Genomic DNA, 17,988 nt, shown 5'->3' with positions numbered 1-17,988 from the left:
CAGTTTTGTCTATATAACAGTCCGAATGAATTGATTATTACAATAACTGCCTGCTGGAGTTGAGAAGGATTATTCCATGCGGATATTGATCGTTGAAGACAACATGTTACTGCGTCACCATTTAACGGTACAGCTTCGCGACACCGGTCATCTAGTTGATGCCGCTGCAAACGCCAAAGAAGCCGATTACTATCTGGTCGAGAGCGAACCCGATATTGCCATTGTTGATCTTGGTTTGCCCGGAGAAGATGGTTTGAGTTTGATCCGTCGCTGGCGCCAAAAAGATGAAAAACTCCCCATTCTTGTTTTGACCGCCCGCGAAAGCTGGCAAGAAAAAGTCACGGTTCTTGATGCAGGAGCAGATGATTATGTTACCAAGCCCTTTCATCTTGAGGAAATTATTGCCCGTATGCAGGCACTCCTACGCCGTAATAATGGGCTGGTTTCTCAGATTATTGAATTCCCACCTTTCAAAATTGATCTGTCACGCAAGGAATTTACAGTTTACGGGGAGAGCGTCAAACTAACGGCGTTTGAATACCGAATCATTGAAATACTGATGTGTAATAGTGACAAAGTTGTCACTAAAGAGTCATTAATGCGTCAATTATATCCCGATGCTGAACTACGCGAAGGTCACTCCATCGATGTCTTAATCGGCCGACTAAGAAAAAAAATATTAGATATTTGGCCTTATGAAGCTATCGTGACTGTCCGGGGCCAAGGCTATCGCTTTGATGTGTAAAACTTTCATGGGTAAAAAAGTGCTTAAGCACAAAAAGCAGCCTTTCTCACTCCGTACCCGGTTTTTAATGGCAACAGCTGCGGTTATTCTTGCTCTTACCATGTCTTACGGTATTGTTGCCATTGTCGGTTACCTGGTCAGTTTTGATAAAACCGCTTATACACTGCTACGCAGTCAGAGTAATCTATTTTTCAGCCTTGCTCAGTGGAATAACAATCAGCTGGATATTTCAGTACCCCCCAATTTCACACTGAATAACCCATCATTGGTTCTGATTTATAACAACAAAGGTACCATCCTCTGGCGTCAACACCATATCCCAAAAGTCGAAAACTCTATTCCTAGTGAATGGTTAAAAGAAGACGGTTTATATGAACTGGATACTGATCTAAAAAGCAGCCGGGATTTGCTAAAAAACTCGGCTAACACACAAGGACAATTAGGTAAACTTAATTCACTTGACGAAAATGAAGATAATGAGCTAACTCACTCCGTTTCTGTCAACAGATATAGTGCGACAGCTCATTTGCCAGCGTTAACGATTGTAGTCATCGATACCATTCCACAGGATTTACAAAAATCGGTTCTGGTGTGGGAATGGTTCGGTTATGTATTGATTGCCAATCTTATTCTGGTTATCCCATTAATCTGGCTGGCAGCACACTGGAGTTTACGGCCAATTAAATCGCTTATTCATCAGATCAGTTCATTAGAAAAAGGTGAACGGGAAAAACTGGATGAAAATCCACCGACAGAGCTGCGGGGGCTAGTTCGTAACCTTAATGTGTTGCTCAATAATGAACGCAATCGCTATACAAAATACCGAACAACACTGGCTGATCTGACACACAGCTTGAAAACGCCACTGGCTGTTTTACAATCAACTCTCCGTTCTTTGCGTGACAGCAAACAAATGACTATTCAACAGGCAGAACCTATCATGCTTGAGCAAATTAGCCGTATTTCTCAGCAGATAGGCTATTATCTGCATCGTGCCAGTATGCGCAGTGAACACAGCACTATTATGCGGAAAGTCTCTTCTGTTCCTGCTTTACTAGATAGCCTGTGCAGCGCTTTAACAAAAGTCTATCAGCGTAAAGGTGTCAGTCTCACGTTAGATGTCTCACCGGAGATCACTTGGCTTGGTGAGAAAAATGATTTTATGGAAGTCATGGGTAATGTGTTGGAAAACGCCTGTAAGTACTGCCTTAAATTTGTTGAGATCTCTGTGACGATTGATCACGATTCGGTAATGATTATTGTCGATGACGATGGTCCAGGGGTGCCAATTGAAAAATGGGACATGATTTTCCAGCGAGGTCAACGTGTTGATACTTTGAAGCCTGGTCAAGGGCTTGGATTGTCAATTGCTTCTGAAATTATCGAACAATATAAAGGCGATATCAGTATCAGTGACAGTCCACTTGGTGGTGCCAGAATTTGCGTTATGTTCCGATGCCAGCAAATTAATGACGATGATTAGTTAAATATGCCAGTGTAGTCTGATACTGAGTTTAACTATTCGTTATAATACCTTGAAATTCACTTCACACTCAGGATGTCACTATGGACTATCAGTTGAATCTGGACTGGCAGGCATTTTTGCATAATCATTGGCAAAAACGGCCTTTACTGATTAAACAAGGCTTCCGTCAATTCATTGATCCCCTCACTCCCGATGAACTCGCGGGGCTGGCTATGGAAAATGAAGTTGACTGCCGTCTGGTCAGCCAGAAAAATGGCCGTTGGGATGTCTCTCATGGTCCATTCGAAAGTTACGATCATTTAGGTGAAAAAGAGTGGTCGCTGCTGGTACAAGCGGTTAATCACTGGCACCATCCTTCCGCCGCATTAATGCAACCATTCCGCGTATTATCTGACTGGCGGATAGATGATCTGATGGTCTCCTTCTCCGTTCCCGGTGGTGGTGTTGGTCCGCATCTAGATCAATACGATGTGTTTATCATTCAAGGAATGGGCCGCCGTCGCTGGCGCGTTGGGAAAAAGCTACCAATGGAACAACGCTGCCCTCACCCCGATCTATTACAGGTCGATCCCTTTAATGCCGTTATTGACGAAGAGATGGAACCAGGTGATATTCTCTATATCCCACCAGGATTTCCTCATGAAGGTTATTCCATCGAAGATTCACTAAATTATTCAGTTGGTTTCCGCGCCCCCAATTCCCGTGAACTGTTCAGTAGCTTCGCCGATTATGTGCTGGCTAGTGATTTAGGCAGCTATCGTTATAGCGATCCCGATCTGACTTTCCGAGAAAATCCAGCGTTGGTCCAACCGCATGAACTATCAGCGCTACACACCATGATGAACGAGTTATTAGCACAGCCTGACACTTTCCAGCAATGGTTTGGTGAATTCATCTCTCAGTCACGGCATGAACTTGATATTGCTCCACCAGAGCCACCTTATGAAAGTGATGAAATTTATGAATTAATGAAACAAGGTGAAAATCTCCACCGCCTTAACGGATTACGGGTTATCCGGGTTGGTGATCAGTGCTTTGTTAACGGTGAATTAATAGATACACCTCATATTAAAGCGGCTGATGTTCTTTGCTGCCATTATGAAATTAATGCAGAAATGCTTGGTGAAGCGATAGATGATGCTCGTTTTATCAGACTGCTCACTGCATTGGTCAATAGTGGTTACTGGTACTTTAATGATTGATACCTCACCTCAAGAGGTTAATTTCAATAAGGTTGATTTCAATAATGTTGATTTCAATATAGTTATCAAAGGCCATTAATTTGTTCAACGTCTAAACTCGTTATTAACTCACGGCCTGGTGACTAACTCTCCCCACTAAATCACAAGTGATTATAGTGGGGCTTCTTAAGTTCGCTTCGCTCTCAATTAGCATTCAGGAAGGAGAATTCCGCACAGTTTGTTAAGAACTTGTAGCGCCCGGATTTGCCGTTAATATCCGATCAAATTAACTAGTGCTGCAAAACGCCTGACTCATTTCCGACTTTTTAGACAACAGTGCGGTTAATTCAGCAATACGTATGACAACACTTACAGCCTGCTCCATTCCTTCCAACGAAACAAATTCATGTTTGCCATGATAATTATACCCCCCCATGAATATATTCGGGCAAGGTAAACCACGAAACGACAATTGTGCGCCATTAGTACCACCACGAATCGGTTTAATAACGGGTTCAATATTACAATCCAGCATTGCTTGTTTGGCAATCTCAATAACATGCGGATATTTGATAACTTCATCATGCATATTGTAATAATTGTCATCGATAGTCAGTTCGATATAACAACCCGGATGCAGCCCCTCACCGACTTTTTCAGCAATTTTAATCATCTTCTTTTTACGTTTTTCGAAGTTATTCCGATCAAAATCACGAATGATATAGTGCATTTCAGCACACTCAACCGTGCCTTTAATACGTTGCAAATGATAGAAACCTTCATATCCATCGGTATGTTCCGGTGTCTCTTCCGATGGCAATGCTTGATGGATATGGATCGCCAGTGATAAGGCATTGATCATCACATTTTTAGCACTACCAGAGTGAACATTATTACCAACAATCTTAACGGTTACTACCGCTGCATTGAAATTTTCAAATGCCAGTTCACCTACACCACCACCATCTACGGTGTATGCCCACTCAGCATCAAATGAATTAATATCAAAATAGCGTGCTCCCTTACCTATCTCCTCATCAGGCGTAAACGCAATTCGAATATCACCATGTAAGATATTGCTATTTTTCAGACGAACCATTGCAGTAATGATTTCTGCAATACCCGCTTTATCATCGGCACCAAGCAGCGTTTTACCATCGGTGGTAATCAAGGTTTTCCCCAACATATTATGCAAGATAGGAAACATAACCGGCGATAACACTTCATTACCCGCACCCAGAGCAATTTCACCACCTCGATAATTTTCCAACATTTGTGGACTTATATTTTTTCCAGAAAAATCAGGTGAAGTATCAAGGTGAGCAATAAAACCGATAGCAGGTACAGGCCAAGATGTATTGGCAGGTAATGTTGCCATAACACAGCCATGAGCATCCTGTACCACATTAGAAAAACCTAATTCGATCAACTCCTGTTTCAGCGCTTTGGCGAGTTCGAGCTGCCCATGACTACTGGGAATCGTCTTTGCTGACGGCTTTGACTGAGTATCAAAAGATATGTATTTAAAAAAACGTTCTAGTAATCTGTCCATTATTCTCTTCCCCCGGGGATTTTGTTACCCATTATGAGGAAGAGAAACACAATAATTATTGCGTCAAATCAGCTTTAAATTCTTTAATACTCTCAATTAACCTTCGAGCATACTCATCTACTATCTTACTGGCTGGTCCATAATGCTTTTCATCAAATAAACTTTCTACTTGACTCGGTTCCAGGTTCAGCTCTACCGTGTGCGCCCCTGCCAGTTTAGCTTCATGTACAAATCCAGCCGCAGGATAAACATGACCAGAGGTGCCGATAGCGATAAAAATATCTGCCTGAGCCAGTGCAGAATAAATCCGTTCCATCTCCAAAGGCATTTCACCAAACCAAACAACATGTGGACGCAATGGCGAGGGGAACTGACAACAATGGCAACGTTCATCTATCGTCAAATCGTCTGTCCACTCAAACAATTGCCCAGATTGGCAACAACGAATTTTGAACAACTCACCATGCATATGCACCGTGCGATAGCTGCCCGCCCGCTCATGAAGATTATCGATATTCTGAGTAATCAACAAAAAATTATCGCCAAGCTCATGCTCCAGCGCGGCTAAAGCATAATGCGCTGCGTTCGGTTTTATTTCTGATTGCTGAAGTTGATGACGCCGGGCATTATAAAATGCCTGCACCAATTCTGGATCCTTCTGAAATCCCTCAGGTGTAGCAACATCTTCCACCCGATGTTCTTCCCACAACCCATCAGAGGAGCGGAAAGTCCGAATACCCGATTCAGCCGAAATACCGGCTCCTGTCAATACCACGATGTAAGGTTTTTTCATATTAATCGCCAAACGATTATCCCTATAAAAAATCCGGCTACGAAATCTCTGCTGTCTCAAACGCTTAACCTTACGAAGCCGACCAAGCCGACTAAGCCGACGACAAATTCGCATACTGATTTCCTTCAAGATTTCTTAAATATTGCTTAGGTTTCTATTTTTTATACCATAACGTTTTGATTAGCTCATGCCAATAATAGATTAATTATTTTCCACTTAAAATTCGTGCCGGATCAAGTCTACTTGCTCGTCTCGCCGGATACCAACTGGCTAATAAACTCAGAATCAGAGCCGTCGCCAGAACATACAGAACATCCATGCCATGTAACTCAGATGGCAGGAAATCAATGAAGTAAACATCACCGGAAAGAAATTGATGCCCGATCAGCTTTTCCAGCCCATGAATAAGCGCCGTCAGATTCAGTGATGCCAACACGCCAGCTATAGCACCGGCAATACTGCCCGTCATCCCCGTCAGTAACCCATACCAGAGAAAAACTGCTCTAATTTGCCTATCCTTAGCGCCGAGGGTTCGCAGGATAGCAATATCACTGCTTTTATCTTTTACCGCCATAATCAGGGTAGAAACGATATTAAAACACGCCACGCCAATCACCAGAATCATCGCCAGATACATAATGCTACGTACCATCTGAATATCATGATACATATAGCCATAATTTCTTATCCAACTGCTGATATAGACATATTCCTGTGATGCTTCCCCGGCAAGCCTTACTCGTTGATCAGCGGCAAACACATCATCAACCTTGATCGCAATGCCAGTGATCCCTTGCCCATAATCCAAATATTGTTGAGCATCGGCCAAAGGGACCAAAGCCAAACTATGATCAAGCAAACCACTCAATCGAAAAATTCCGCTAACTTGTAAACGAATCCGTTTTGGTTGCAACAATTTCATTTCGGGATCATTGTTCGGGATCATAACAGTCAGCCAGTCACCCTGTTTAACCTTCAAGGCATTAGCGACTCCCTGCCCCAGAATGACCTGTTGATGACCCGCCTGAAAATTTTGCCAAGCATTATCTTGTACAAATTGAGGTAATGAGCTGACCTGAGCCTCAGTGGTTAAATCAACCCCTTTCACCTGAACCGCATGCAAGCTGACGCCTTTTTCCATCAATCCAGTGAAAGTAATATAAGGTGAAGCAGCAACCACACCGATAGTGTTTTTTACCCGTTCCAATGCAGGCTGCCACTGTTCAAAAGGCTGATGAACCGTATAAATTTCACCATGAGGAACAACAGAAAGGATGCGGTTTCTCAATTCTCGTTCAAAACCATTCATGGCACTTAGACCAATAATGAGAACAGCGACACCAAGCATAATCCCTAGCGTAGAAATCACAGAAATCAGAGAGACCATACCGCCCCGGCGACGCCCGCGACTAAATCGCAAGGCAGTGATCAAAGAGAGAGGCAAATTCGCCATTACAACGCTCCCGTCACGGTCAATTCATCCTGTAAATAACCATCACGCATCTCCACCTGACGATTTAATCTGCCGGCAAGATTCAAATCATGGGTGACAACCAGAAATGCCGTGCCTTGCTGCCGGTTAAGCTCACCCAGTAATGCAAAGATACTATCTGCATTACGTAAATCGAGGTTACCGGTAGGTTCATCCGCTAAAACTAAAGAAGGTTCATTAACCAACGCTCTGGCAATTGCCACACGCTGGCGTTCCCCCCCTGACAATTCTGATGGACGGTGATGAGCGCGCTTCTCCAAACCAACAGCCGCCAGCATTTCGAATGCTTTCTTCTGTACCTGACTGCGATTTTTACCGCCAATTAACAGTGGCATAGCGACATTCTCGATCGCATTAAAATCTGGCAACAGATGGTGAAACTGATAAATAAAGCCCAATTCATGATTTCGCAGTTCTGCCCTGGCTCCGGAGGACATTTTATTCAACGAGCGCCCTTTAAAAAGGACTTCACCAGAAGTCGGTGTATCCAACCCACCAAGCAAATGCAGAAGCGTACTCTTACCTGAGCCGGAACTTCCCACAATCGCCATCATTTCACTCTGATTGATAGCAAAAGTGACATTTTTCAGCACTTCAGTCAGTACTTGACCTTCCTGGTATTTTTTACACAGATTATTACACAACAATAGTGGTTGATTATTCATAACGCAAAGCCTCAGCAGGTTGGATGGCAGCAGCACGCCAGGAAGGATATAACGTAGACAATAGGGCAATCGCCATCGCTGAAATTGCGATTGTAGCAACCTGTAGCGGCTCAATGGCAACAGGCAACTCAACACCTGAGGTCAATAAGCCAATAAGTGGCATTAAGTTATTAAGCTGACTGGAAAGCAGAACACCAAGCCCAGTTCCCAGTAAAGTGCCGATGATCCCGGCTCCCGCTCCCTGGATCATAAAAATCGCCATAACCTGACGACGTACCAGTCCCTGTGTCTGCAAAATCGCCACTTCTCCCTGTTTTTCCATTACCAGTAAACCAAGCGAAGTGATGATATTGAATGCAGCCACGGCAATAATCAGGCTTAACAATAAGCCCATCATATTTTTTTCCATCCTGACCGCTTGGAAAAACTCACCTTTACGTTCGCGCCAATCCTTCCACAACAACCCTTCTGGTAGGGTTTGTAAGCTCAAACTATCTACAGCCAATGGTTCTGAGAGATAGAGACGCCAGCCAGTAATGTGACCTGGCGGATAGCGCATCAGACGGGCAGCATCTTGCTGATTAACCAGAATCTGTGTGCCATCGACTTCGCTATTAGACGCAAAAGTGCCAATAACAGTAAATAGACGCTGACTGGGAATACGCCCCATTGGTGTCAACTGACTTGCGCCAGGTACCATCAGGCGAATGCGATCACCGCGTTTTACTCCAAGCTCCCCGGCGACTCTTTCGCCCAAAATAGCATTGTAGCTACCGGGTGCAAGTTGATGACGATAAGCGCCGGTTAAATATTCAGTCAGCGGTTCATATTCATCAAAAGCGATACCCAACATTACACCAACACCGACATTCCGGGCGCTTTGCAATACCACATCACCCATCACCAATGGCGTAATCCTGTTAACCTGCTTTAGATCCGCAAGTTCACTGGCAGGATGTGTTTTTGGGTCTAGCGAGCCATTTACCGACGTCACAACCGCCTGTGGCATAAAGCCAAGAATACTGGTTTCCAGCGAACGCTCAAAACCATTCATCACGGACAATACTGTAATTAATGCGGCAACACCGAGAGTAATGCCAATTGCTGACAGCCAGGAAACAAACCGACCAAATTTATCAGCCGCCCGACCACGCATATACCGCAAACCTATAAATAATGAGACAGATTGAAACATGAAATCTGTTACGCCCCTGTTGCCAAAGCAAAGTGTTCGGGGATAATAAAGGGTAGTTATATTTTATGGAACCACCAACATCCAGATTCTGTGGTTTTTTTATTTTCTCTCAACCAGCCAGCGTGTTTACTCGAAGACCATTATGTGTCGAAAGCCTGTTGGGAATGGACTGAATCATAGAGAACACATTTACGCCTATGTCCTCAAAATATCGTTATAAACTTCCCGAACGTCGCGGTGATAACCGTCAATTAGGCCAACTTACTGGTGCTGCTTGCGCTGTAGAGTGTGCTGAAATTGTCGAACGCCATCCAGGCCCTGTCGTACTGATAACCAAGGATATGCAAAACGCCTTACGTCTGCATGATGAAATCCATCAGTTTACCGACTGCTCTGTTGATCTCCTTTCCGATTGGGAAACACTGCCATATGACAGCTTCTCTCCTCATCAGGAAATCATTTCCAACCGTCTGTCTACACTTTACCGTCTGCCGACGATGACCAAAGGTGTTTTAATCCTGCCGATAAATACCTTAATGCAACGGGTTTGCCCTCATGAGTACCTTAACGGGCATGCACTAGTCATGCACAAAGATCAGAGGCTCTCACGAGATAAACTCCGTACTGAATTAGAACAAGCTGGCTATCGTAGTGTCGAACAAGTTCTTGAACACGGCGAATTTGCTACTCGTGGCTCATTACTTGATCTTTTCCCAATGGGAAGTGAGCATCCCTATCGTATTGATTTTTTCGATGATGAAATCGATAGCTTACGCATTTTCGATGTTGACAGCCAACGTACGCTGACTGAGGTTAAACAAATCAACCTACTGCCTGCTCATGAATTCCCAACAGATAAAGAGACTATTGAACTGTTTCGCAGCCAGTGGCGGGAACGTTTTGAAGTCCGTCGTGACAATGAGCATATTTATCAGCAAGTCAGTAAAGGTACGTTACCGGCCGGGATAGAATACTGGCAACCGTTGTTTTTTAGCCAACCCTTGCCTTCATTGTTTGATTATCTACCCGACAACACCTTGCTTATCAGTCAAGAAATAAACCATTCCGCTGAACGTTTTTGGCAGGACATCCAACAACGCTTTGAGAGCCGTAAAATTGACCCAATGCGCCCTCTCTTACCCCCAGAAGAGCTTTGGCTTCCGGCTGATAATTTATTCTCAGCGCTAAAAAACTGGCCCCGCATTCAACTTAAAGCAGAAGAATTGAGCAAAAAAGCGAGTCACGTAAATCTTGATTATCAACTGCTGCCTGATCTCTCCGTTGTTGCGCAAAATAAAGCACCTCTGGATAAGCTTCGCCGTTTCCTTGAACAATTCAGTGGCCGCGTTATTTTCTCTGTTGAGAGTGAAGGACGGAAAGAAACGTTACAGGAATTATTGTCACGAATAAAGATTAAACCCATTAAAATCAGCAAATTGCATCAAGCACAACAGCCAGGTCACTTTTTGATGATTGGTGCCGCTGAACATGGTTTTATCGATACAAAGAATGAGCTGGCTCTAATCTGTGAAAGCGACATGCTTGGTGAACGTGTTGTTCGCCGCCGTCAAGATACCCGCCGCACGATTAACACCGATACCCTGATCCGTAACCTTGCAGAATTACGCCCCAGCCAGCCAGTGGTCCATTTGGAACATGGCGTTGGCCGTTACCAAGGGCTAACTACGCTAGAAGCAGGTGGTATCAAAGCTGAATATCTGATCTTAAGTTATGCTGGTAACGACAAACTTTATGTTCCGGTCTCTTCCCTGCATTTGATCAGCCGCTACGCAGGTGGTGCTGATGAAAATGCCCCATTACATAAATTGGGCGGAGAGGCATGGAACAAAGCCCGCCAGAAAGCTGCCGAAAAAGTACGCGATGTGGCTGCGGAGTTGCTTGACATTTATGCTCACCGCGCCGTAAAACCAGGATTTGCGTTTAAACATGATTGGGAACAATATCAATTATTCTGTCAAAGCTTTCCATTTGAAACGACTCCAGATCAGGAACAGGCAATTAACGCAGTTCTGAATGATATGTGTCAGCCAGTCGCTATGGATCGCTTAATTTGCGGTGATGTAGGCTTTGGCAAAACCGAAGTTGCAATGCGCTCCGCATTTCTGGCAGTCCATAATGACAAGCAAGTGGCAGTCCTGGTTCCGACAACACTGCTGGCTCAGCAACATTTTGATAATTTCCGCGACCGTTTTGCTAATTGGCCTGTACGTATTGAGATGATATCCCGTTTCCGCAGCGCCAAGGAACAGCAACAAATCGTTGAAATGGCAGCCGAAGGTAAAGTCGATATTATTATTGGTACACATAAACTGCTACAAAGCGACTTGCGCTGGAAAGACCTTGGTTTGTTAATTGTCGATGAAGAGCACCGGTTTGGTGTTCGCCACAAAGAGCAGATCAAAGCCATGCGTGCCGATGTCGATATTCTGACCCTCACCGCAACCCCAATTCCACGAACGCTCAATATGGCAATGAGTAGTATGCGGGATCTCTCAATTATTTCGACCCCGCCCGCTCGCCGTCTGGCCGTCAAAACTTTCGTGCGCGAGTATGACAGTTTGGTGGTACGAGAAGCCATACTGCGTGAAGTTTTGCGCGGTGGTCAAGTCTACTACCTCTATAATGATGTTGAAAATATTGAGAAAGCGAAGCTGCGTCTTGAAGAATTAGTACCAGAAGCACGGATCGCCATTGGGCATGGGCAGATGCGTGAACGGGATTTGGAACGGGTGATGACCGATTTCCATCATCAACGATTTAATGTTCTGATTTGTACCACCATTATTGAGACAGGCATCGATATTCCAAGCGCCAATACCATCATTATTGAACGTGCTGACCATTTTGGCCTAGCCCAACTGCATCAATTGCGGGGGCGTGTCGGACGTTCTCACCATCAGGCTTATGCTTACCTGCTGACACCACATCCGAAAGCAATGACAGCCGATGCACACAAACGTCTGGAAGCTATCGCCTCCCTTGAAGATTTAGGTGCGGGTTTTGCACTGGCAACTCATGACCTTGAGATCCGCGGAGCCGGTGAACTTCTCGGTGAAGAACAAAGTGGTCAGATGACAACTATTGGCTTCACACTCTATATGGAGCTACTGGAAAGTGCAGTCAATGCATTAAAAGCAGGTCGTGAACCTTCACTTGAAGACTTAAGCAATAGTCAAACTGACGTTGAATTGCGGATGCCTATTTTGTTACCTGATGATTATATTCCTGATGTCAATATGCGTTTGTCTTTTTATAAACGTATTGCCAGCGCCAAAAACGCATCAGAATTAGCAGAATTGAAGGTTGAATTGATAGACCGGTTCGGCATATTACCTGATCCGGGGCGCCACTTATTACAATCAGCAGCCATTCGCCTGTTAGCTCAGAAATTAGGTATTAAACGAATAGAAGCCCATGAAAAAGGAGGGTTTATCGAGTTTAGTGAGGAAAATAAAGTTGATCCAACTTATCTTATCGGCCTGTTACAAAAACAACCTGAAATTTATCGCTTGGACGGCCCCGCTAAACTGAAATTCATTACTGACCTGAACGAAAGAACGACACGCCTAGAATTCATTCAGCAATTACTTGATACTTTTGAACATCATCCAATCTGCTCTTAAGTCACTTCACTTCCCCTATGATTGATTGTCAGTCTGTGGGGGAGTAGATTTGAAGATGCATCGCGATGGCATGGGAGTGAATCCCCGGGAGCATAGGTAATTAAGGGTAAACTTGGTTTTCGTAAAATAATAACCGGATATGATCATAATTATAATAATAGCCTTTATTATCAACCTCATGCAGTAATTTACCTTTTACTTTAATGATCTCTTCTTTCATTAAAGTCATAATTTTTCCTTATAAAATACTAGGTTTTATAATTTTCATAAATATATTAGTAAGTAAAGGAAAAGGCCTTACCCACTTTATTTAAGATAAATTTCAGAAAAAATTGCCAATATGAAATTATCAACCGATCCATTTTACCTACACTAATTTAGTTTTAAGGATATTTTACTATAGTGGTCGTACCAGATCCCTTATATCCTAATAGTCTTGCCAAACAGTACCTTAATGTAACAATCAATCAAATATATTGATTAACTATATAAATCATATTCAAACATATTGTTTATTGTTAAATAGATTATTAGATATTCTCAAATATTATATTATTTTTTAATTGCATTATTCTACACTTCGCCTATACCAATTAGTGAAAATGCTGTTTATCTATTTTTAAAGAAATCAAAGAATAGATATGACAACAAGTATGGAAACCATAATGATGCAAAGTGTTACCGATAATAATATTACTTCCGAGAGTATTTCCTTTAATAATATTTCTATGCAGATTCTGCACGAACTGTTGCAATATCGCAGGCGTCTTACTGATCTAGGGAGAGATTCCGTTAAAGAAGAAAATATTATTAAATCTGTACAATTACCTAGAATTGAATACTTCATCAGGAATAATAAACCTATCGAATTCATTTTACCGGCATTCCCAACCAAGTCACCAAACAGAAATAAAGTACTTGGTACTTCCCCTGATATGGCAGAACGCTTGTCTTTGATTTTTCTTAATTCTCTTTGCCAGCGTATTCAGCTTTATTATCCGCCAGGCGCTCGCATTATTATTTGCTCTGATGGTCATGTCTTTGGTGATCTGATTCGTGTCAGTGATAATGTTATCAGTCAATATCATGAAGATATTAAACAATTACTTCATGAAGTGGGTGCTATCAATTTAAGCACATTTAACCTTAACGACGATAAAGAACTCTGCGAACATAGTGATGATTTCAATTTACAGAGACAGATGTTAGTCAGACATTATGCCCGTTCGGAAGAATCTATCAAAGATGAACTGTTGCAAAATAGTGATGGATTACAACTATATCGCGCAGTCACCCGTTTCTTATATGAAGACAGCTTATTACCCGGCTATACCGGATCAAATAATGCCCTACAAAAAGATGCCAAACAAAGAGCCATCGGTGTTATTCAACGAAGTTGGGCGTGGGGAAGTTTATTAGATACTCATTTTCCAAAAGCCATACGTTTATCTATTCATCCTCAGCCAGCAGACAGTATTAAATTTGGTATTCATATGATGCCAACCCGGGATGATTGGTTAACCCCTTGGCATGGTGTCGCAGCCAATGTAAATGGGCAATTTATACTTATGAAACATAAAGAAGTTCAGATGATGGGCGGAAAATTAGTAAATATTCATGGAAAACCCAGTCACTATGTAATTTGAAGGAAAATAGCGATGACAGAATTAAATAGCTTTCAGACAGAAGAAATAACCCCTTTTGGTTTAAAAATTACGCCTCAATTTTCCGATCAACATATTGATACTTTATCAGTGGAACAACTGAAAGAACTGGCTAGAAAACACCATCTGCTTATATTACGTGGTTTTAAATCTGATTTATCTGATCACGAAAAATATGAAGAATATGCCCGTAATTGGGGAGAAATAATGATGTGGCCGTTTGGTGCTATTTTAGATGTTCGTGAACATCAAGATGCTACCGATCACGTTTTTGATAACAGCTATATGCCGTTGCACTGGGATGGCATGTATAAACCAACAATTCCCGAATTTATTATGTTCCATTGCGCCCACGCACCTGAAAGCGACCAAGGGGGCAGGACAACCTTTGTCAATACTCGTCGTGTTGTTGCTAATGCTACTCAACAGCAATTAGAACAGTGGAAGAATATATCGATTACTTACCGCATTAATAAAGTCACTCATTATGGTGGGGAAGTTCACTCTCCTTTAGTGGAAGAACATCCGGACAGAAACGGATTCGTTATCAGATATAACGAACCGGCAGTAGATGGAGAAAAATTCCTAAATAAACATGCTATTGAATATCATAATATCAGCCCTGATCAAGTAGCAGAATTTCAACAAGATTTTATCAATATATTATATGATAAGCGCCATTTATATGCTCATGCATGGAAAAAAGGTGATCTGGTGATTGTGGATAATTTCTCTCTGCTACATGGACGTGAAGGATTTACTTCCAAATCAGAACGGCATTTACAGAGAATCCATATTCAATCTAATCCGGTATTTAATAATCAGGCGTTAAGATCATAGTATTATTATACAACGAAGAACCAGAAAGATTATTTGACTTCCACTGCAATATATTGGAAGTCAAATGACTATCTTTACGGAAAATTGCATTTATTAATCGAATCCACCACTTATTTCAATTTCAAAAACAAACTCTTTTATGAATTCAATATTATTTCTATGTGCAAATTTTATTTTTGAGAAAAATCTGCAATGAATAAAAAAAACAAGAATTGCAAATACTCCAATAAAATAGCCAGTAAAGGAAATTAAGCTTCCATTTTTAATAAATTCAAACCAAATTCCAGATATATAAACAATAAATAATATCATCATGGAAAAATTAGCAAGTTTGTTTTTATTAAAAAAACAAAAATCAAAAAATAGCAATGGAGATTTTACACTTCTTAGTGAAACTTTTCTGCTCAAGCCAAAATAGATGAAGCAGGCAAGAAACCCCAACAGACTCAAAACCATCAAAATAAACGGAATATATACAATCATGCTCATTTATCCTTAAACTCATGTTTATATATTTCAGTGCCAACTTTGCCATTCATGTCTGTTTCACCTAATGGAGTTTCCCTTGAAATACCACCCCAGCCAATTGAAGGCCCTACACCAAGTGATACACCTATTCCATCTTTTCCTGCTGATATTCCAAATGAACCATCGCCAAGAGCATTATTTTCCACAATAGACATTTTATTTCTCCTCCTTGTTTTTGTTTAATGAAGAAATTTTCTTGCAAAATTCTTGTATTAGACTAAATAAATAAAAAATCCAAATATTGCCCCACCACTACCGCCTACTTTTATACTGAATTTTAATCCATTAATAGCTGGTTGAATATCTAAAAGAAAATACCCTTCTTTAAAAAAGATAATAAGGTACGTTAAAGGAATACTAATCATACAACATACTGAAAAAATCATTCCCCACCCCAATACTAGATAGATAAATTGTTTTAGTCTAAAAATAATGCCCCTTTTATTGTCCATTTTTTCTTCCTTGTGTTTTCTTTGCTCCTTCTTCTGCAATGTAATCTGTTGCAGTTCCAGCATAATTTCCGATAATTGTCCCACCAACCTCGGAAGCTTTATTAGAATAACCTTTAGAAAGCATTGCATTGGTAAACTTACCCCCCACTTTATTACCAATTACAGTACCAACTGCATTACTTAACATTGAGGTTGTAGGATCTTCTCCTTTAACTTTACTTCCTAAATAAGCGCCTCCTGTATTAACAAGAGTGCTAAATAGTGTTCCTTTACCTTGAGTTAATGCGCCTGTTCCTACCGCTATCAGTGTATCTGTTGCACTATAATTTTCTCCTGGCTTCAACGTTAAAAGCTGTTTGGTGGCATCTGTTGCTCCTCCTAAAATGCCGCCACCAATTACTGCCGCAGCCCCAGCAATAGGGGCAACTATAGTCCCTCCTACAGCAGAAGCACCAACTCCCCATGCCGTTACCAACCCTCTTACTGGATCTTGTCCTTCCGGGTGATCCCCTTTGGCATGTTTTGACAATGCCGCTGAAATCTCTTGAGAGGATTGACCTTTATTTGACATAGCGGTAGCCAGACTTGATGCTGACCGACCGTAATCCGCCATCCCTTTTGGCAAACTCAGTGCATTATTGTCCGTCGCATTCTTCCCTGCCTGGGCCCCGGTAACGGCGCTCCCGGTAGAGTCACCGGCAATGCCGCCTGCCAGCCCGGCTGCCAGGGTAGAAAGGGTGCTGATAGTTTGCTTCTGCTCCTCCGTTAACTCACTGACTTTGGCCCCGTCGCCATAAAGTTGCTTAATCAGTACCTGTGCGGCCAGTTCACCGGAAGCGGCACCGGCTGCTCCCGCCAAAGCGTTGTTACCACTGACTTCCGCCGCTACCGCGCCTAAAATCGCATGGGCCAGCGTATTGGTGGCGATATCCACCTGATGGGTTTGTGGGTCGGTGGTCAGCGCTTTTATCACCCCGGCCAGATACGGCGACGCGCCGCCGGCCAGCGCCTGACCGAGATTATTCCCCGCCAGGCCCTGAATCGCTGCCGTGGCCGCCTGTAACGCTTTCTGATATTTGCCGCCGGTCCCCAGGCCGGAGTCATTCAGCGCTTGCGTGTAAGCCGTGTCATAAATTTGTTGGTTGATATCCGCCGGCGTTGGGTGTTTATTGCCCCGGTTAACCAACTTTTCTCTGGCATCGGCTTTGTCCTGTTCACTGATATGATTGAGTTTCGCTTTCGCCGCCTGGGTGGCGATAATTTTCCCTTCCGTCCCGGCTATCTCGGTCATCTGGGCGCTGAGTTCGCCAATCAGTTGCGCCTGTTTCAGCCGCTGCTGTTCTTTTTCCTTATCAAATATCGGACTCAAGACATTGGCCGCATTATCGGTATCACGGCTTAAGTTCGCGATATCCTGCGTTTGGTGCGCTTTGTCCCGAATAATCAGGTTGCCGTCACTGACCGCGGCATGCGTGATACTGCTGTCATGGCCCTGATTATTTGAGCCTGTCAGCGCATTGACCGCCAGATTATTCAGCACCTGACCGGTGGTTGGTTGACCGAGGCTGACGCCCGCACTCTGCTGTTCGACAGTAAAGTCCGCTTTATTTTGAATATCTTTAAAACCCAGTGTTCCGGTGTTGAGGGTGTTTTTGGCTTTGTCAGCTTGACTCGCTATCACCGCACCGTCCAGTTGGGTGTGGTCGCCGACGTTAACCTGATAGCCGCCTTTGCCGGCAAACAGCCCGGTC

The 17,988-nt window shown here is 42.9% G+C and carries 16 protein-coding genes; 6 read left to right on the top strand and 10 right to left on the bottom strand.

Annotated elements, in window-relative coordinates:
• Positions 1–76 precede the first annotated feature (76 nt).
• The 3 genes from phoP (at position 77) to LG003_RS00070 (ending at position 3,433) form a co-directional block, all read left to right on the top strand.
• Positions 77–745 (top strand): two-component system response regulator PhoP, encoded by a 669-nt coding sequence (gene phoP, locus LG003_RS00080; protein WP_011147027.1) that lies wholly within the window; start codon positions 77–79, stop codon positions 743–745.
• A 19-nt stretch (positions 746–764) separates the two neighbouring features.
• Positions 765–2,228: a two-component system sensor histidine kinase PhoQ gene (gene phoQ, locus LG003_RS00075; protein ID WP_262979914.1), complete on the top strand. Its 1,464-nt coding sequence runs from the start codon at positions 765–767 to the stop codon at positions 2,226–2,228.
• Positions 2,229–2,311: 83 nt separating this feature from the next.
• Complete coding sequence (locus LG003_RS00070) at positions 2,312–3,433, top strand: ribosomal protein uL16 3-hydroxylase (protein ID WP_112879559.1); 1,122 nt, start codon at positions 2,312–2,314, stop codon at positions 3,431–3,433.
• A 265-nt stretch (positions 3,434–3,698) separates the two neighbouring features.
• Here LG003_RS00070 and pepT read toward each other — a convergent pair whose 3' ends face one another.
• From pepT to lolC, 5 genes are all read right to left on the bottom strand, one after another.
• The gene (gene pepT / locus LG003_RS00065) at positions 3,699–4,964 is read right to left on the bottom strand and encodes a peptidase T (protein ID WP_112879558.1); all 1,266 of its coding nucleotides are present in this window, start codon (positions 4,962–4,964) and stop codon (positions 3,699–3,701) included.
• 55 nt (positions 4,965–5,019) lie between these two features.
• Positions 5,020–5,871, bottom strand: a complete 852-nt coding sequence (cobB, locus tag LG003_RS00060; RefSeq protein ID WP_112879556.1) for a Sir2 family NAD+-dependent deacetylase — start codon at positions 5,869–5,871, stop codon at positions 5,020–5,022.
• Between the two features lie 91 nt (positions 5,872–5,962).
• Positions 5,963–7,210 (bottom strand): lipoprotein-releasing ABC transporter permease subunit LolE, encoded by a 1,248-nt coding sequence (gene lolE / locus LG003_RS00055; protein ID WP_262979913.1) that lies wholly within the window; start codon positions 7,208–7,210, stop codon positions 5,963–5,965.
• On the bottom strand, positions 7,210–7,914 hold the full coding sequence (gene lolD, locus LG003_RS00050; RefSeq protein ID WP_112879554.1) for a lipoprotein-releasing ABC transporter ATP-binding protein LolD: 705 nt from the start codon (positions 7,912–7,914) through the stop codon (positions 7,210–7,212). Before lolD ends, lolE begins: the two co-directional genes overlap by 1 nt.
• Entirely contained in the window at positions 7,907–9,109 is a 1,203-nt protein-coding gene (lolC, locus tag LG003_RS00045; RefSeq protein ID WP_262979912.1) for a lipoprotein-releasing ABC transporter permease subunit LolC, read from the bottom strand. Before lolC ends, lolD begins: the two co-directional genes overlap by 8 nt.
• Positions 9,110–9,306: 197 nt before the next feature.
• On the opposite strand from lolC, the gene mfd reads away from it, so the two are divergent.
• A complete protein-coding gene (mfd, locus tag LG003_RS00040) occupies positions 9,307–12,753 on the top strand; it encodes a transcription-repair coupling factor (protein WP_262979911.1) in 3,447 nt (1,148 codons plus the stop codon).
• A 100-nt stretch (positions 12,754–12,853) separates the two neighbouring features.
• On the opposite strand, the gene LG003_RS00035 is transcribed toward mfd, so the two are convergent.
• Positions 12,854–12,982, bottom strand: coding sequence for a hypothetical protein (locus tag LG003_RS00035; RefSeq protein ID WP_262979910.1), 129 nt, complete (start codon positions 12,980–12,982; stop codon positions 12,854–12,856).
• A 439-nt stretch (positions 12,983–13,421) separates the two neighbouring features.
• Here LG003_RS00035 and pvcA point away from each other — a divergent pair, with 439 nt between their 5' ends.
• Entirely contained in the window at positions 13,422–14,399 is a 978-nt protein-coding gene (gene pvcA, locus LG003_RS00030) for an L-tyrosine isonitrile synthase (protein WP_112879563.1), read from the top strand.
• 12 nt (positions 14,400–14,411) lie between these two features.
• Complete coding sequence (locus LG003_RS00025) at positions 14,412–15,257, top strand: TauD/TfdA family dioxygenase (protein ID WP_112879551.1); 846 nt, start codon at positions 14,412–14,414, stop codon at positions 15,255–15,257.
• A gap of 93 nt (positions 15,258–15,350) precedes the next feature.
• Here the strand turns inward: LG003_RS00025 and LG003_RS00020 are convergent, their stop codons facing one another.
• The 4 genes from LG003_RS00020 to LG003_RS00005 form a co-directional block, all read right to left on the bottom strand.
• Complete coding sequence (locus LG003_RS00020; protein ID WP_112879550.1) at positions 15,351–15,740, bottom strand: hypothetical protein; 390 nt, start codon at positions 15,738–15,740, stop codon at positions 15,351–15,353.
• 2 nt (positions 15,741–15,742) lie between these two features.
• On the bottom strand, positions 15,743–15,940 hold the full coding sequence (locus LG003_RS00015; protein WP_112879549.1) for a polymorphic toxin type 25 domain-containing protein: 198 nt from the start codon (positions 15,938–15,940) through the stop codon (positions 15,743–15,745).
• Between the two features lie 57 nt (positions 15,941–15,997).
• Positions 15,998–16,237, bottom strand: a complete 240-nt coding sequence (locus LG003_RS00010; RefSeq protein ID WP_262979909.1) for a hypothetical protein — start codon at positions 16,235–16,237, stop codon at positions 15,998–16,000.
• The coding region (locus tag LG003_RS00005; RefSeq protein WP_262979908.1) for a VENN motif pre-toxin domain-containing protein at positions 16,227–17,988 on the bottom strand (1,762 nt) is incomplete at its 5' end. The genes LG003_RS00005 and LG003_RS00010, both read right to left, overlap by 11 nt.

Source organism: Photorhabdus kleinii (genome assembly GCF_025384885.1).
Lineage (GTDB): Bacteria > Pseudomonadota > Gammaproteobacteria > Enterobacterales > Enterobacteriaceae > Photorhabdus > Photorhabdus kayaii.
This window is presented reverse-complemented; position numbering and strand designations above follow the sequence as displayed.